At 39.7% G+C, this 15,329-nt stretch carries 15 protein-coding genes; 10 read left to right on the top strand and 5 right to left on the bottom strand.

Annotated elements, in window-relative coordinates:
• Positions 1-172: 172 nt before the first annotated feature.
• Positions 173-568 (bottom strand): hypothetical protein, encoded by a 396-nt coding sequence (locus BUB71_RS08875; protein WP_139279042.1) that lies wholly within the window; start codon positions 566-568, stop codon positions 173-175.
• Positions 569-963: 395 nt separating this feature from the next.
• Between BUB71_RS08875 and BUB71_RS08870 the strand changes: the two genes are divergently transcribed.
• Together BUB71_RS08870 and BUB71_RS08865 are read left to right on the top strand one after the other, a co-directional pair.
• Complete coding sequence (locus BUB71_RS08870) at positions 964-1,395, top strand: protein-tyrosine phosphatase family protein (RefSeq protein ID WP_073154487.1); 432 nt, start codon at positions 964-966, stop codon at positions 1,393-1,395.
• 607 nt (positions 1,396-2,002) lie between these two features.
• Positions 2,003-5,983: a Pls/PosA family non-ribosomal peptide synthetase gene (locus BUB71_RS08865; protein WP_073154486.1), complete on the top strand. Its 3,981-nt coding sequence runs from the start codon at positions 2,003-2,005 to the stop codon at positions 5,981-5,983.
• Positions 5,984-6,301: 318 nt separating this feature from the next.
• On the opposite strand, the gene BUB71_RS08860 is transcribed toward BUB71_RS08865, so the two are convergent.
• The gene (locus BUB71_RS08860; protein WP_073154485.1) at positions 6,302-7,537 is read right to left on the bottom strand and encodes an MFS transporter; all 1,236 of its coding nucleotides are present in this window, start codon (positions 7,535-7,537) and stop codon (positions 6,302-6,304) included.
• A gap of 616 nt (positions 7,538-8,153) precedes the next feature.
• Here BUB71_RS08860 and BUB71_RS08855 point away from each other — a divergent pair.
• Complete coding sequence (locus BUB71_RS08855) at positions 8,154-8,915, top strand: M15 family metallopeptidase (protein ID WP_073154484.1); 762 nt, start codon at positions 8,154-8,156, stop codon at positions 8,913-8,915.
• 208 nt (positions 8,916-9,123) lie between these two features.
• Here the strand turns inward: BUB71_RS08855 and BUB71_RS08850 are convergent, their stop codons facing one another.
• Positions 9,124-9,342, bottom strand: a complete 219-nt coding sequence (locus tag BUB71_RS08850; protein ID WP_084731330.1) for a TetR/AcrR family transcriptional regulator — start codon at positions 9,340-9,342, stop codon at positions 9,124-9,126.
• A gap of 230 nt (positions 9,343-9,572) precedes the next feature.
• On the opposite strand from BUB71_RS08850, the gene BUB71_RS08845 reads away from it, so the two are divergent.
• The 3 genes from BUB71_RS08845 to BUB71_RS08835 all read left to right on the top strand — a co-directional run bounded on the left by BUB71_RS08845 (position 9,573) and on the right by BUB71_RS08835 (position 11,472).
• Positions 9,573-10,322 (top strand): SDR family NAD(P)-dependent oxidoreductase, encoded by a 750-nt coding sequence (locus tag BUB71_RS08845; protein ID WP_073154482.1) that lies wholly within the window; start codon positions 9,573-9,575, stop codon positions 10,320-10,322.
• Between the two features lie 44 nt (positions 10,323-10,366).
• Positions 10,367-10,804 carry an SgcJ/EcaC family oxidoreductase gene (locus BUB71_RS08840; RefSeq protein ID WP_073154481.1) on the top strand — a complete coding sequence of 146 codons (438 nt, stop codon included), beginning with the start codon at positions 10,367-10,369 and terminating at the stop codon, positions 10,802-10,804.
• A 77-nt stretch (positions 10,805-10,881) separates the two neighbouring features.
• Positions 10,882-11,472, top strand: a complete 591-nt coding sequence (locus BUB71_RS08835) for a TetR/AcrR family transcriptional regulator (RefSeq protein ID WP_073154480.1) — start codon at positions 10,882-10,884, stop codon at positions 11,470-11,472.
• Between the two features lie 118 nt (positions 11,473-11,590).
• On the opposite strand, the gene BUB71_RS08830 is transcribed toward BUB71_RS08835, so the two are convergent.
• Positions 11,591-12,367, bottom strand: a complete 777-nt coding sequence (locus tag BUB71_RS08830) for an ArsR/SmtB family transcription factor (RefSeq protein ID WP_073154479.1) — start codon at positions 12,365-12,367, stop codon at positions 11,591-11,593.
• A gap of 266 nt (positions 12,368-12,633) precedes the next feature.
• On the opposite strand from BUB71_RS08830, the gene BUB71_RS20200 reads away from it, so the two are divergent.
• The gene (locus BUB71_RS20200; RefSeq protein ID WP_281248194.1) at positions 12,634-12,756 is read left to right on the top strand and encodes a hypothetical protein; all 123 of its coding nucleotides are present in this window, start codon (positions 12,634-12,636) and stop codon (positions 12,754-12,756) included.
• Between the two features lie 99 nt (positions 12,757-12,855).
• On the opposite strand, the gene BUB71_RS08825 is transcribed toward BUB71_RS20200, so the two are convergent.
• Positions 12,856-13,338 (bottom strand): anthrone oxygenase family protein, encoded by a 483-nt coding sequence (locus tag BUB71_RS08825; RefSeq protein ID WP_245815559.1) that lies wholly within the window; start codon positions 13,336-13,338, stop codon positions 12,856-12,858.
• Between the two features lie 331 nt (positions 13,339-13,669).
• Here BUB71_RS08825 and BUB71_RS08820 point away from each other — a divergent pair, with 331 nt between their 5' ends.
• From BUB71_RS08820 to BUB71_RS08810, 3 genes are all read left to right on the top strand, one after another.
• Entirely contained in the window at positions 13,670-14,221 is a 552-nt protein-coding gene (locus BUB71_RS08820) for an NADPH-dependent FMN reductase (RefSeq protein ID WP_073154477.1), read from the top strand.
• A gap of 83 nt (positions 14,222-14,304) precedes the next feature.
• Positions 14,305-14,652 (top strand): ester cyclase, encoded by a 348-nt coding sequence (locus BUB71_RS08815; RefSeq protein ID WP_073154476.1) that lies wholly within the window; start codon positions 14,305-14,307, stop codon positions 14,650-14,652.
• Positions 14,653-14,694: 42 nt separating this feature from the next.
• On the top strand, positions 14,695-15,114 hold the full coding sequence (locus BUB71_RS08810; RefSeq protein ID WP_073154475.1) for an ester cyclase: 420 nt from the start codon (positions 14,695-14,697) through the stop codon (positions 15,112-15,114).
• The last annotated feature ends 215 nt before the right edge of the window (positions 15,115-15,329 follow it).

Genomic DNA, 15,329 nt, shown 5'->3' with positions numbered 1-15,329 from the left:
TTTATAAAAGAGCAACTATAAGTGGGAATCTTCCAACCTATAGTTGCAACTTTATATTTCTTTTCTACTTGAGTAAGGCAGAGTTTTGCTTATAGCTGCATCAATCTCAGTGAAAAGAGATCCCCAAAAAAGTTGCATGAAAAGTTATTTCTTTTCGTTTCATAAGGAGTTGTTACCTTGTGTAATAAAAGTAATACAGAAAACTTCCTCCTAATGCTACCAAGAAAGCAACAGTCGCTATGCCAATCATACCAATCACAGTGAAAGGTACGAGATACATCAAAATAATACTTCCTATAACCCAAATTAAACACATGGTCGCAAATAGCAGAACCAAAATTGCAGGTAACTTCTCTTTCCTTGCTGCCCAAAAGCTAAAAGAAGCAGGGAAGATTGATCCAATACCAACTATTTGAATCGTTATGGTACTCTCTACTCCTATTAGCTCTCCAGTTAATTTTGCGAGTAACATTAGTAATAATGCAAATATTCCTGTCCCAATTGCATCAAAGAGGAATACCCAACGTAAAACGGGATTGACCAATATTTGCTTTTTATTTTGTGCCACCAATTAAATTCCTCCTTATTAAATTTGCCGCTTGCTAGCTATATTTTGGCTTACTTTTCACTGCCAAGCCCATACATTTCACTGCCAAACAGTGCCGATTTGTAATATGATGCAGAATTTTCTACACTGATTTTTATAACTCCCTATTGATATTTACGATTGTGATCTTCATTGCTATAGTATTCTTATAATCTCAATAGAAACTAGGGGTGTATGATAAAAATAATTTTGTTTTCCTTCTATAGTCTATTAATTTGACTTGGTATTTACCTTATCGAACGGGATATGAAGAATCCAGGTCTTTTACTACTTGACGAAAGCCTATTTGTGATAAAGATATTAAGCTTTCTAAACGGAAGTTATGGAATATTTTGATTTGACAGGAGATTGGTAATATGGACTCATGGGATACTACATTGGATGGTGTTTTGCAATTGCCCTCAGGCCGACTTGTTCGAGGGCGATCATTAAGACGTCCGCTACCTTCAGGACTGCAGCCTACCTTCGCATTATATCTGTTGGGACATCAACCTCCAAGCGTGGCTTGGGAAAATCGTTGGATACGATGGCCCGACTTCTGGCTACCGACAGACCGCGTCAAAGCAGCTGATGCACTACATGAGGCATGGGTACGGGCTGAAGTTGAACGAGTAGAAATTGCCTGCACTGGTGGCAAAGGACGCACTGGTACTGCACTCGCTTGTCTTGCTGTACTAGATGGAGTACCTCAACATCTGGCAGTTGACTATGTTCGTCTGCATTACTCTCCACGTGCAGTTGAAACACCTTGGCAACGTCGTTTCGTTACCCGTTTTCTCATTGATTAGCATCAATATCTTCTACATTTTCGTCTCAACGATATCGGTTGCTTCATCTACACTTTGAATAAATAACTCGGTTTGTTCCAAAATAGTGTACATATCTCTAGATAGTGATACGTCGAATTTTCTCTTCAATCCAATGCCATCTCATCTATGTTTAAAACATAGATATCTGTGGTTCCCTTGGGTGATCAATATACTTGAATCATTTCTTTTCCATAATAAAAACTCCCGCAAAGGTACAAGAGTTTGTTTCCCACGGTTCCACCTTGATTGAAAGCTGCTGAATGAATATGCAACCTCCACTTCAGCTCTATTATTGCCAGAAATACGTTATTACTGCTTGCGGAGAGTGTCAGGGAGCATATAAAATGATCGACACTGAGAACCAATATGGGTTTGAATCTTCCTCCAATAGGGTATTGAACAAGGTTAGACATTTTTTGTAAACTTATTGACTTAATATCATCTATTCATATAAAATCGAGATAAATTTTTTCCTAATCTCACTATTCTTATATATCTTTTTAGAAATTTCCCATCACCTATGAATCGAATGACAAAACATCATCTGTCACTCTTCACAGAATACAGATGAAAAGGGGAAGTTGATTTGCCACAACCATCTATTGACATCCAGTGGAACCATGGGCTAAGTATGCCACACTTACTGCAAGAAGAATGTTTACATCAAATCTTTGAGGCGGCAGCCGATCTATTTCCAGATCATGCAGCGCTGGTTTTTGATCAGGATATCATGACCTACGCTGAATTGGATGAACGATCCAATAAATTTGCTCGTTTTCTCCGTCTTCAAGGAGTGCGTAGAGGCAGCCGTGTGGCGATTCTACTTGATCGCTCTTTCGAACAATATATCGCCATCCTGGCAATCCTTAAAGCTGGTGGTGCATATGTACCGCTTGATCCTGAATATCCAGCAGATCGGATATCATATATTTTGGAAGATTGTGATATACAACTCATCATCACCCGACAGTCCTTGACCGAAGATATGCACTTAACCTGCACACAAGTAGACGTATTTCAGCAGGCAGTCGAAATCAGCAAACAATCGGCTGAGCGGCTTTCTCTAGCCGAAACCGAACTCGAATCCAACGATCTCAGTTATGTGATCTATACCTCTGGATCAACCGGACGTCCTAAAGGAGTCATGATCGAACATCGCAATGTCTGTCATCAGGTCAGAGCCGCCCAAACCATTTACCAAGTATCAGAGACTGATCGTGTCTACCAGGGTTTTACTATTGCCTTTGATGCATCGGTTGAGGAAATTTGGATGGCCTTAGCTAATGGGGCTGCATTAGTGATCAGAACGGAAACCTATTCACAAGCGGGAAACCAACTCCCTCAATTATTAACACAAGCCGGAATTACTGTTCTTTCCTGTGTTCCGACCTTGCTTACGATGTGGGAAGATGACATTCCAACGCTTCGCTTACTCATTGTTGGCGGTGAAGAATGCCCCAACTATATAGTCAAACGCTGGGCCAATCCACAGCGTCGAATGTATAATACCTATGGTCCTACAGAAGCCACAGTGATTGCTACATACGCTGAATGCGTTGTTGATCAACCTGTCACCATTGGCAAACCATTACCAAACTACCAAGTATATGTTTTAGATGAGCAATTGCAGGAATTGCCAATTGGACAAGCAGGGGAGTTACACATTGGCGGACCAGGTTTAGCTAGAGGTTATGTCAATCGAGCAGAACTCTCAGAAAGTCGTTTTATTTCGAGTCCATACGCGGAAAGATTATATAAAACAGGTGACCTTGTTCGTTTTAATTCAGACGGCAATGTGGAATTCTTAGGGCGCATTGACAGACAGGTCAAAATCCGCGGATATCGTGTTGAGTTATCCGAAATAGAAGAAGTATTATTGCAAACAGAAGAGATTCAACAGGCTGCCGTCCATGTCTACGAACAATCACCTGGGCTCCAAGTACTTGTCGCATATCTCGTTCCTAAAGCTGACTCAACATTGAATCGAACAGCACTGTTAGAACAACTCAGAGATCGGCTACCCGCTTACATGATGCCAACATATCTCGAAGTACTTGAAGAATTGCCCACTTTAATCAGTGGAAAAGTAGATTTCAAAAGTTTGCCAATTCCATCAAAGGAAAGCGCGATCGGTTCAGAAAATTATATAGCCCCAGAAACAGAGCTAGAAGTGGAGATCGCAGCTGTATGGAGTGATGTCTTAAACCGACACCAAATATCGGTTGAGAGTGATTTTTTCCAGGAGCTCGGGGGCCATTCTCTCTTTGCCGCTTTGGTTGTCTCAAAATTAAGACAACCACCATTAACGCTAAATTTGGCAATCTCAGATTTTTACCAGTACCCGACTATCCGTAAACTAGCTCAGTTTATCGAATCAACTGGGAAGCAAAAACAGCTACTCCCTGATAAAAAAGAGCAGCCTAAAAAGAAATTTACAACTGTTTCCTCACTCACATATTGGATAACTGGATTAGCTCAAGCCGTCTCCATCTATTTTCGCTATCTCTTTGTTACATTGCCGCTCTTGCTCCCTTATCTGTACATGATGCGAGTTTTAGGGGAATGGACTTGGAATAATCTATTGATTGGTGTTGGCATTGCCACAATTCTTTACTTTCCTACTTCGATCATCTTATCGATTATTACGAAATGGACCATTATCGGACGATATCGAGCTGGCACCTATCCATTGTGGGGGTATTACTACTATCGATGGTGGTTAGTGAATCAATTTCAATCACTTGTACCCATCAGTATGATATCTGGAACACCGTTACTAAATCTCTATTATCGCTTGATGGGAGCAAAGATAGGTAGAGATGTATATATTGGCACAGAAGAGATTCAATCGTTCGATTTAATACACATTGGTGATAAAACCAGCATAGGTCTGAGTGCCCAATTACTCGGTTATACCATCCGAGATGGAAATCTTATTCTAGGGACGATCGACATCGGCTCTGAAGTATATATTGGTTCCAATGCCGTAATATCTCCTAATGTATCGATTGGAGAACGTGCCCAACTCGGCGAACAATCGATGTTATCAGAACAAAGTTATCTACCTGATAATGAACGCTGGATTGGATCACCTGCTCAGAAAAGTGCCACAGTCGATTTAGAAATAGAACAACTGACATCAGAGAAAATTCACACAAACTCCGCCTTTTATAGAGGATTATTACTATGTGGATTCTTATTAGCAATGATTGTACTTGTTACTGTCCCCTTCATCAGTCTGATTCCAGGAACGATGGCCATTTATCTCTGGTTTCCTTATCTTGGATACTGGCAGTTCTTTTTAGTGCCCATCTGTGCAGCTTTTTTTACAATCAGTCTATTTTTACAGATTATCCTACTAAAAAAACTACTCTTACGAAGAGTAAAAGAAGGGCAGTACCCGCTACAATCTTTCTTTTATGTACGAAAATGGTTAATTGACAAATTTCTATTATTTAGCCTCTTTCTAAACAATTCATTATATGCAACCATTTATACAGCTCCTTTGTTACGACTTTTAGGAGCAAAAATTGGTAAACGAGCAGAAATATCTACAGTAAATCATATCTCACCAGAACTTTTGAATATTGGTAGTGAAAGTTTTGTAGCTGATGCTGCCTGTATTGGCACTCCCAAAGTGCATATGGGACGCATGTCTATATCGGAGACTGTGATTGGTCATCGAACTTTTATCGGTAATAGTGCTCATATCAATGGAGGGGAAGTAATTGGAAACCATACACTACTAGGTGTGTTATCCACTCCTCCCGAAAACAAAGAATTGACAGATCGGACTTCTTGGCTGGGTACACCCGCTATGTTTCTCCCACGCCGTGATATCAATACGAACTTTTCAGAAAAAGAAACGTATCTTCCATCCAAAAGGTTACTGTGGACTCGTTATGCTATCGAATTTTGTCGTGTCACTTTTCCAGGTGCTTTTCTGATTGTGATGATCTGGGTGTGGTTAATCACTGTTACCTATACCATCCTTCATTTTTCCTTTATCGAGGCAATCTTCCTTGTACCCTTAGTCAACATGTCCATCGCTTTCATTACTACATTATTAATCGTGTTGTTAAAACTTCTCCTCATCGGTCGCTATCGAAAAATGGAGAAACCACTGTGGAGTACGTATGTCTGGCGGAGCGAGCTGATTACTGCCTTATACGAGAATGTCACGGTTCCCATACTCATCACTCATTTGTTGGGAACACCTTTTCTTCGTTATGCCTTGCGACTGTTTGGAGTCAAAATGGGCAAAAAGGTTTATATGGAATCTACTTATCTATCGGAATTTGATCTCGTCACAATCGAAGATTATGCCATGATCAATGCCAATACTACTCTGCAAACACATCTTTTTGAAGATCGTGTCATGAAAATGTCCCATCTTACGATTGGCAAATTCTGTACCGTCGGTAATGGCTCGGTTGTTCTCTATGACACAAAAATGAATGATTTCTCTACCCTGCGCAATCTATCTCTGTTGATGAAAGGCGAATCTCTCCCTACCCATACTGATTGGGAAGGATCACCTGCAAGAGCAATCCAACATTATGAATAAACCCAATCGAGAGAAACCCCTTTTTATTTGCCAAATCGAAAGCTGTCCAGTTGCTGGGCAGTTTTTATTTTAACCGCGGAGAGGTGATCGAGTGGCGGAAGACAACAGTCTAGAAAACCATTGTCCGTTCACATGTACCCGTAAGCTTACATCCCACCCACTTTACCAATGTTTATGTGGGTTTCAGCGATTTCAGTAGAAACCTTTTTGATCAACTAAATGCTCCAAAAAATAAACATCAGAATAGTATGTTAATTGTTTACCACCCCCAACCTAGCCTGATCGACCAGGCGGAGGCGTCCTTGAAGTTCCTTACACCTACTTAGTCGACTTGTCTTCCTCTGGCGGCATCCTGTGGAGAGGCAAGTAGGATGCGATGATGACAGCCAACACCAGACCAGGCATCAGACACCAGAGAGCCACGTTGGGCCCGTAACTTTTTGCCACCCAGGTGAGCAGGATGATGGACCCAAAGATCGCAGAGGTGTCCCATGAAATTTTCGCGATTGCATGTCCCCATGCTTCGTTGCGGGCCTTCAAGTAGCTAACTCGAGTAGCAGGCCCATTGCCACCGCAACTGATCAGCAGTGCGCCAGCGATGAGGAGTGGCCATTTGCCTTCCGAAAGGCACAGGAGAGCAAGCCCCCCTGGGAGTGAAAGCCGAGTGACCAACACGATTCGATTACTCCATGACGGTCGATCCGCGAGGATGAGTGTCATGAAGTAGCTCGCGAAAGCACGACCCATGGTCGCAATCCCCAGAATGACCCCAGCCATCTCAACTGTGACAAAAGATGTCTGAGGGAGGAGATACGGGAACGCGTAGTAGAACAGTGAACTTCCGAGCGTCCCAATGAAGATCCAAAGCGAGGGGTCCTGAATCCACCGCTTTAGCCCCTTGCACTGAGCTCCCTTTGACGGTTCAATCTGCTTGAGTTGCTCTTTCTCCTCCTTGGACGGTCCTTCCCCTCCTGACGGAGTTTTCCACGTCATCCACAGGCAGACAGCCAAAACTCCTACAGCTACCCATACCCAGATTATCAGTGGCGGCAGAAAGAGGACTGTGACGAGTGCTCCCTGTAAGAGCGTGTTCGACAGGGTTAACAGCGCCATGCCCGCAAAGGATGCTTTCCTACCCTGTTGCTTTAGCGCCTGATCAAAGAGCAAGCCGCTAGCCAGTACAGACACTGTCCCGCTGACTGCAATGACTACTGCATATCCGTAGTACATCCACAGTTTAGAGGACAGAATGGCACCGATCAGGAAGATTTTCCCGAGCAAAGCCAATCCGAGGCTCCTGAACAGGACTTGTTGGGGTCGCTTCTTCATTTTGACGAACAACCAGCTCATGATACACTGGACGATCGCCGTTATTGTGATATATGTCCCCTGATGGTCTCCGAATCCTTTCTCTTTAAGATGAGGGATTACGGCCAAATCCAAGGCCTGGAGTGGGTACATACAGACGAACAGCAGAGCCAGACTGCGAACGCTCTTGATTTTTAGCCACTGGTTGGCTTCCCACCAGCCAGCAGCCAGTTTCCTGATTTTCATGCCAAGTGTTCTCCCAGAGTTGTGAGCCCTATTTGGGCCTTCGGTTATCCCGATTGCTCATTGAATTCGCCTAGGTATACTTCCTCTCTTCTAGGTGAGTAATGGAACCTTCTAGTCTGTTATTATTTTATAATTTACCTAAAAAGAATAGAATACTTTCTTTTCCAGAGGTTATTGCATCATGATTATGAAACCTTTCGATCAGAAATAGGAAATGGATATCCCATATGGCCCGTGGCTCAGCATTGATTTTTCTCTAGAAAGCAACTGTGTGCTCATTCCAACAATTAAGTAAAAAGAGATTGAACAGTTTGATAAAATATATTTGGGGATCATCTATATTTGGTTAATCTATTACATTCAAGCAGTTTCACTTGGTCGTGCTCACTCTATGAATTGAATCGAAACATCCAATGAAATGTATTTCAGAAAAGAAAGGACAGATTTAAGATACTATTTACTGGTAGATTATTATATTGTAGAGTAAACATGATTATCCAAAGCTATAAATATTTCATTTGAATATTTTTCTTAAAACTATTAATATTAATCCCTGAGATGAAAAGGAATTGTTTTTGTTCAATATTTGTTTTTAAGAGATTAAGGGAGAGAAATTATGCAACTAAGAAAAGGATGGTTCAAAGGATTTAGTATAATAATTGGATTGATGTGTTTAATTGGATGTACCATGGAACCACCCAAAATAGTAAAAAGACCTGAAAAAATACAAGTAGAACAAGAAGTAAACCAGAAGGTTGAAGTAATACAAGAAAATCAAAGCAAAAGTGTTCCAAAAGTAGATACCAGCCCAGAAAGTATAACGGTTTTGGTGAATAAAAAGTTAGCATTAACACCAAAGAACTACAAGCCAAATGACTTGGTATTTCCTAAAGTTCCATTTACATCAAAAGGGTTAAAAGAAATCCGTCAACTACGAAAAGAACCAGCAGAGAAATTAGAGAAGATGTTTAAAGCTGCGGAAATTGCAGGCTATCCTTTAAAGGGACACTCTGGTTATCGCTCATATGAAACACAAACGGTACTATTTGACTCTTATGTAAAGCGCGATGGTTTAAAGAAAGCTAAAACATTTAGCGCTGAACCAGGAACAAGTGAACATCAGACTGGCTTGTCAATTGATGTTGCAGGTAAAGATGGGCGCTGTGCTGCTTCAAGCTGTTTTGCATATAAAAAAGAAGCAAAATGGATAGCAGAAAATAGTTGGAAGTACGGATATATTGTTCGCTATCCCAAAGGAAAAGAAGCAGTCACTGGATATAAATATGAGCCATGGCATATCCGCTATGTGGGTTTAGAAGTTGCGAAAGATCTTTATCAAAACAAAATAACACTTGAAGAATATTACAATTCTAAATAAATTCATAAGCACCTGAGAGATGCCGAGCAGACAAACAGGTGCTATATTAATGGTTCCAACGACGATCCATCCTGATCCCATTTACACGAACGATCATGTAGATTTTCCAATGTTTTACGAATAGATGGATTCTCCATTTTTCTGAGTAAGTAAATAAAGATTAAATTAAATACATGATCGGCATTTGCGAATCGATGAAAACGTCCATCTATTCCTCTAAACGGTGCATCTTCGTCATCAGCAGTAGCAACTTCTTATTAAATCGTTCATCCACTTGAACAAGTTTCTGTTTTAAAATGAGAGCGAATAACTCATCTTTGCTATTTACATAGTGGTAAATAGCACCTTTAGAAACTCCTGCCTTTTGCAAAATATCTTGTAGGGTGGTACGATGGCATCTTCTTTCTAAAATCAATTCCTCTGTTATATCTAATAATAAACGTAAAGTTGGATTTAACTCATTTTATAAATCTCAGTAATAGAGACTATAGATAGTAAAAAAAATCATCTTGTTGACAATGAGCAGTTCTTATTTTATTATCTATATAGACCAGTTGTTATAATTTATTTTTGATTGCATAGATGACGCAATCAAAAAATTTACCTTCTTTTATATAGACCGGTCTAATAAATTGGTTGATTGGAGATGTTGATCATATGGATTATGGATTACAAGACAAAGTAGTCTTAATAACTGGTGGTTCTAGAGGGATCGGCAAAGCAACAGCAAAGAAATTTGCCAATGAGGGTGCTGATGTGTTTATCACCTATGTCCAAAATAAAGATAAAGCACAACAAACGATACACGAGATTCAGGAAGCAGGTGGAAGATGTCAAGCATTACAAATGGATTTATTAGATCAGACGAGTATAAACCAGGCAGTGAAGGAATTAAAAGAAGTTCGAAACCGATTAGATGTATTAGTGAATAATGCGGGCATTGGGGGCAATGACGCATCTATTGAAAATAGCATCAGAGACACTTGGTTTTCAATGATTGATCTAAATCTAAAGGGTACGTATCTGATAACGAAGGCTATTTTACCCATAATGAAACAAAATAAATGGGGAAGAATCATTCATATTTCATCGAGCCTAGCTAGTGATGGCCAGGCAAATGGAACCGCCTATACAGCAAGTAAGGCTGCACTTCATGGTTTTAGTAAATCACTTTCACTTGAATTAGCAGCAGATGGTATTTACTCAAATATCGTTATGCCAGGATTGACGCAATCCGAATGGCTGACCAAAGTGATCTCAGAAAAAGTGTTAAAAAAATACGCTGAAACCTTCCCAACCAAACGATTAGGTATTCCTGAGGACGTTGCGAATCTGATTGTTTACCTAGGTTCAATGGCAAATAGTTTTATTAATGGTGAAGCAATTCGTGTCTCTGGTGGAAAATAACCACAGCAACAAAATACTTAAAATAATAGAAAAGAGTGATTATCATGGAAAAAGAAAAAGAGATTAGAGAGATTGAAGATTTGTTTAAGAAGCTGGCTATTGCTTGGGATCAAGGAGATGGTAAGGCTTATGGATTATGTTTTACAGAGAATGCAGATTATATCACGTTTCAAGGAGAGCATTTACAAGGAAGAAAGGAAATTTCAGATACACATCAAAAGCTTTGGGAAGGAGTCTTGAGAGGCTCTATGCTCGAAGGACAGATAAAAAAGATTGAATTTCTTACTTCAGAAGTAGCTGTCTTTCATGGACTCGGTGTAGTCAAATTAAGATGGCAATCAAATGCTCCAAAGAAAAGAGACTCTATTAATACCAATGTCGTTGTAAAAGAAAATGGTGAGTGGAAAATCGCCGCTTTCCAAAATGGACGAATTCAAAGCCCTGGATTGATGCAAAAAATATTTACTTTATTTAGCAAATAGGCTTTCAACGATTTGACACACGGTTTTTTTACAGCTAGTATATATAGACCGATCTTTATATTTAGGGGGTGAATAGATTGGAAAGAAAAAATTCTTCTCGAATTCGGTTAATGGAAGCGACATTTCACTTAATTGAACAACAAGGATATCATGGTACAGGGCTAAATCAAATTATCAAAGAGAGTGGTGCGCCCAAAGGCTCTCTATATTATTACTTTCCAAATGGGAAAGAGGAACTAGTCGCAGAGGCGATCAAAGAATATGGTCAGTCTTTGATTAACAGAATTCAAAGCGTACTGATCGATGCGACTGATCCTGCTGAAGTTACTCAATTGATTTTTATCAACTTAGCAAAGAAAATGGATGAATCTCAATGCACAAAGGCGGGTTCTTTCGCCTCTGTCACCTTAGAAACTGCAAATAGTAGTGCTATATTGCAAAAAGCTTGTAAAACCATGTATGACGGCTGTACAAATGCCTACCAAGAAATGTTGCAAAAACATGGATTTTCTAAAGCCCGAGCCGTGCAAATTGCCAGCTTTATTACATCTTCAATGGAAGGTGCGATTGTCCTATGCAGAGCCAAACGAAATTCACAACCTCTTATACAGGCTGCTGAAGAACTATATTTTTATTTAAAAATGCTTTTAGATAACAACACCAAGTGATTGATTAAAGCGATAATCTGTATAATCCGTTAAATAAATCTAAGTGAACTGTAAGCGCTATGGGATATCACCTCTATTCTTTATCATATCCTGTTAGATTTATTCATAATATGGGGAATTATGGCTCCACTGATATATCAATCAACGTAGTACCCGTTTCCAATAATGTCTTCATTCCAGAGAGAACGATTACAATTCCACTTTCTAAAATCTGTGCGGTATTTGCCGCTTGATCATATTCATCATGAACGACTGTTACAATGGTCGTACCCTTTAAGTCTGCATGGGGTTCAATTTCCCAAGTTACACGTGACGGAGAATCGTTTTCTGTGCCTGGGAATGTAAGATATCGCCAACTCATCGACAAACGATTTGGCTCATCGATCTCAAGAATGCTTCCTTCAACTTTTTTCTCTGATCCATTCCATAGCGCAAAGGGGGACCCTATTTCCCAAGTAGATTCAATTGCACAGTTAAACCAAAACTTCGATGTCATCCCTGGATTTGTTAATGCATTCCAGATTTGTTCAGGACTCGCTTTTATTGCAATTCGATTGACAGAACGAGTTTTTTGCTCCATTTTTGTTTCACTCTCCAATTCGTTTTTCAAAGTTGTTAATTCAATCGCCCACGGTTCAGCATATTTACTAATCCATCGATCATATATGTGCCGAATCGGAACTGCATTTAAAAAATGAAGTTTTTCGCGACCCACTTTTCTTGTAGTAATCAATCCAGCTTCTTCCAATATTTTTAAATGCTTCATAACTCCAAATCTAGACATATCTAATGGAGTACACAATTGATTTAATGATTGTCCATCTGAAACTCGTAGTAGATCTAAGAGAATGCGACGACTAGGATCAGCTAATGCTTTAAATATATCATTTTCCATTCAGAATCCCTTCTTTAAGAATCAAATTTAAAGTACATGGAAAGCTTCAGATGTGACTAACTAGTCACATAATATCATAGACAGATGAACCTGTCATCTATGACAGATCCAGAGTGTAGACAAAGTCACGTGATCGGCTCGTGATCGTGGTTCGCGGCGACGCTCCAACCGGGTTTGCAACGATGTGTGACAGTCGCGTACTGTCAGCCTTCGCGGTCGGACAAAACTCGCCTCCTCCGGTATCCGTCTGCGGAGACTCGAACAGTTTGTCAAGAGAAAATACCGCTACTGCTGCCATTCCACTAAGTTGCGCCCGAAATGGAGCCTTGCTGATCACCTCTCCACTCGTTCAAAAGGGTTTTCATCAGTCTGGAACCTATCATCTATAACAGGTTTCAGCTCATCTGATAGTAGTTCAATGAATCTCTTACTGGGCTTGCTGCTTTATTTCATTAAAATACATAAACTTCCGTTGCCTATTGTTTTACTTATCTAAGTGCCAAGATATACATGACCATAGCAGCGATACATGTTACCGTTCGTACATGATTCCATCTTGTCCAAATGGTAAGATAATCTTTCCATATCTTAACATCGGCTGAACTGCTGGCGTCTACTACAGCTAGTTTATTATTTAGTGGAACATTAAACAAAGCGGTAACAATAAAACCGCCTATTAGGTAAAGCAAACTCCCCAAAAAAAGATAAATCGTATTTGCTTCACTCCATCTAAAAAAAGAACAGATGATGAGGATCAATGATGTGAATGAGGTACCTAAGAAAAGAAATAAGAATGAGGGATTAAGGATTTTGATGTTAATCGTTTGCATGACCGCAATTCCTTTGTTGGTTGGAAGAGAGGCAAGTGACTTCATCACGAATGAAGAAAAAGCAAAAAATATTCCTGCCATGAGTCCTGAGCCTAGTAATGAATAAAGAGTGATCCCCAAAATGAAATCGTTTATCATCATTTCTGCTCCTTCTATTTGATATCGTCTATTCTTTCTACTTGTATAGGTTGATTCGTTATAATTTCCATAGATGAAGAATTTTTCATCTAATTTAGTTGCACATACAATATAGATGACCCAGCCTAAACCTTCAACCCATTATCGGAGATCATTTATTTTGAATATTTCATAATGAATTGAACTAACTATTATTACACATGATGAACCACTTCTCTTTTTTTTGAATCCTCTTGACATGTGACCATATGGTTATGTAAAATAAGAATCATCATATGTGACCTAAAGGTAACATATTAAAATCGTAAGTAAGAATAGGAAAGGTGATATTACAATGAGAGTAACCATGATCGCTGGCAGCAATCGAGCAAATGCAACAAGCACCCAGCTCCTTCGCTACATTGAATCTTTATTAAGAGAGAAGCAAATTTCGGTCTCATTCCTCGAATTATCTCAATTAGTGTTGCCCCTTTTTTCACCGGATCACTCAGACTTCCATCCAAATGCTAAGTACCTAGTAGAAGCTGTTGAATCCGGCGATGGCTTGATTCTTGCGACTTCCGAATACCACGGATCGATATCAGGCACGCTAAAAAATGCCCTAGACCATGTCAGACCTGATCAAATGGCTGGGAAACCTGTTTTATCGATCAGTTCTGCTGGTGGTCCTGTAGGAGTAAGTTCACTCACCCATCTACAGACTATTATCCGGTGTCTACATGGAATCAATTGTTCGGAATGGATTTCAATTGGTTACGGAACAAATCAATTCGATGAAAGCGGAGTACCGCAGGATGAGGGAGTAAAAGATCGAGTCCAGATTGGCATACAACACTTTTTGGAATTAACTCAAAAATTAACGAAAAACACTTCTGTTTCTCATTAACAATCCAAATTTTTTTGCTTCAAATGTTACCATTTGGTAACATTTGAAGCTTTCAACTCACCAATCACAAGGAGATGTTTTAAATGCAATCCATTGAACAAAAAAATTCAGAGTTAGTCACCCAATTCATTGAGAACGTTAAAAATCAAACCTTTCTAAATCGGACTGAACAATCCTTTGCACCACAAATGGCTAAATCCTTTACCGACCAAAAATATACGATTGATGAGATATTAGCCCAGGGGGAAAAAGTGATTGCCAGAACCTTGATTACAGCTATACATTCAGGTCTTTTTGATGGGCATGAGCCAACTGGAAAAACGGTGCAGATCACACAGTTTCACGAATTTCAGCTCCTAGCAGGTGAAATTGTGAAACATTATGCTTGGTTCGATACAGCTACACTACTCCCTCAGCTTCAAGCTGAATAAAGCACACACCTAACCAAAATAACGACAAGGAGAGAAGTAAAAATGAAAACCATTGAACAAATGAATATAGATATGATCCATCAATTTATTGAGACATTTTGGAATCAAAGCGATTTTGATTGTGTGGATCAGTTTGTTACAGATGACTATCAAGAGCTCGCTTATCAATCAAAAGAAGGATTAAAGCAATTTGCTGCCACGATTTTGACAGCATTCCCTGATAAACACTACACCGTGGAAGAGATCATTGGGCAAGGGAATATTGTCCTTGTGAGAATGACAGTCAAAGGGACCCATCGAGGTATGTTCTTTGGAACCCCGCCCACTGGTCAGACCATCGATGTAACCTTATATCGCCGGTATCGTCTAGAAGATGGTAAAATAGCCGAACATCGCGGTTGGATTGATATGGTAACGATGTGGAAGCAGATTCGTGGCAGCGAAAAAAACAGTCGCTCATAAAAAATAAACGGTTAGCCTCATCAGTTTTCGATTTAAACAATGATATATCCTGCATCATTGAACTACTATGCTTCTAAAGTATGGTAGTTCGTTGAATTTCTAATGTCGAACGACGGATGGCTGATCATATGGAATGATGTTATATGAAAATATTATAATTTATTTTAAAAAGCAACCAGTTGACGCGGTCCTCCCGATGTGTTACATTTCTTTTA

It is taken from the genome of Seinonella peptonophila (genome assembly GCF_900129355.1).
Taxonomy (GTDB): domain Bacteria; phylum Bacillota; class Bacilli; order Thermoactinomycetales; family Thermoactinomycetaceae; genus Seinonella; species Seinonella peptonophila.
This window is presented reverse-complemented; position numbering and strand designations above follow the sequence as displayed.

Excerpts from the sequence above, each read along its gene's own strand:
- BUB71_RS08870 (WP_073154487.1), top strand. The coding sequence starts at position 964 with ATGGACTCATGGGATACTACATTGGATGGTGTTTTGCAATTGCCCTCA.
- BUB71_RS08860 (WP_073154485.1), bottom strand. The coding sequence starts at position 7,537 with ATGAAAATCAGGAAACTGGCTGCTGGCTGGTGGGAAGCCAACCAGTGG.
- BUB71_RS08855 (WP_073154484.1), top strand. The coding sequence starts at position 8,154 with ATGCAACTAAGAAAAGGATGGTTCAAAGGATTTAGTATAATAATTGGA.
- BUB71_RS08845 (WP_073154482.1), top strand. The coding sequence starts at position 9,573 with ATGGATTATGGATTACAAGACAAAGTAGTCTTAATAACTGGTGGTTCT.
- BUB71_RS08840 (WP_073154481.1), top strand. The coding sequence starts at position 10,367 with ATGGAAAAAGAAAAAGAGATTAGAGAGATTGAAGATTTGTTTAAGAAG.
- BUB71_RS08830 (WP_073154479.1), bottom strand. The coding sequence starts at position 12,367 with ATGGAAAATGATATATTTAAAGCATTAGCTGATCCTAGTCGTCGCATT.
- BUB71_RS08825 (WP_245815559.1), bottom strand. The coding sequence starts at position 13,338 with ATGATGATAAACGATTTCATTTTGGGGATCACTCTTTATTCATTACTA.
- BUB71_RS08820 (WP_073154477.1), top strand. The coding sequence starts at position 13,670 with ATGAGAGTAACCATGATCGCTGGCAGCAATCGAGCAAATGCAACAAGC.
- BUB71_RS08815 (WP_073154476.1), top strand. The coding sequence starts at position 14,305 with ATGCAATCCATTGAACAAAAAAATTCAGAGTTAGTCACCCAATTCATT.
- BUB71_RS08810 (WP_073154475.1), top strand. The coding sequence starts at position 14,695 with ATGAAAACCATTGAACAAATGAATATAGATATGATCCATCAATTTATT.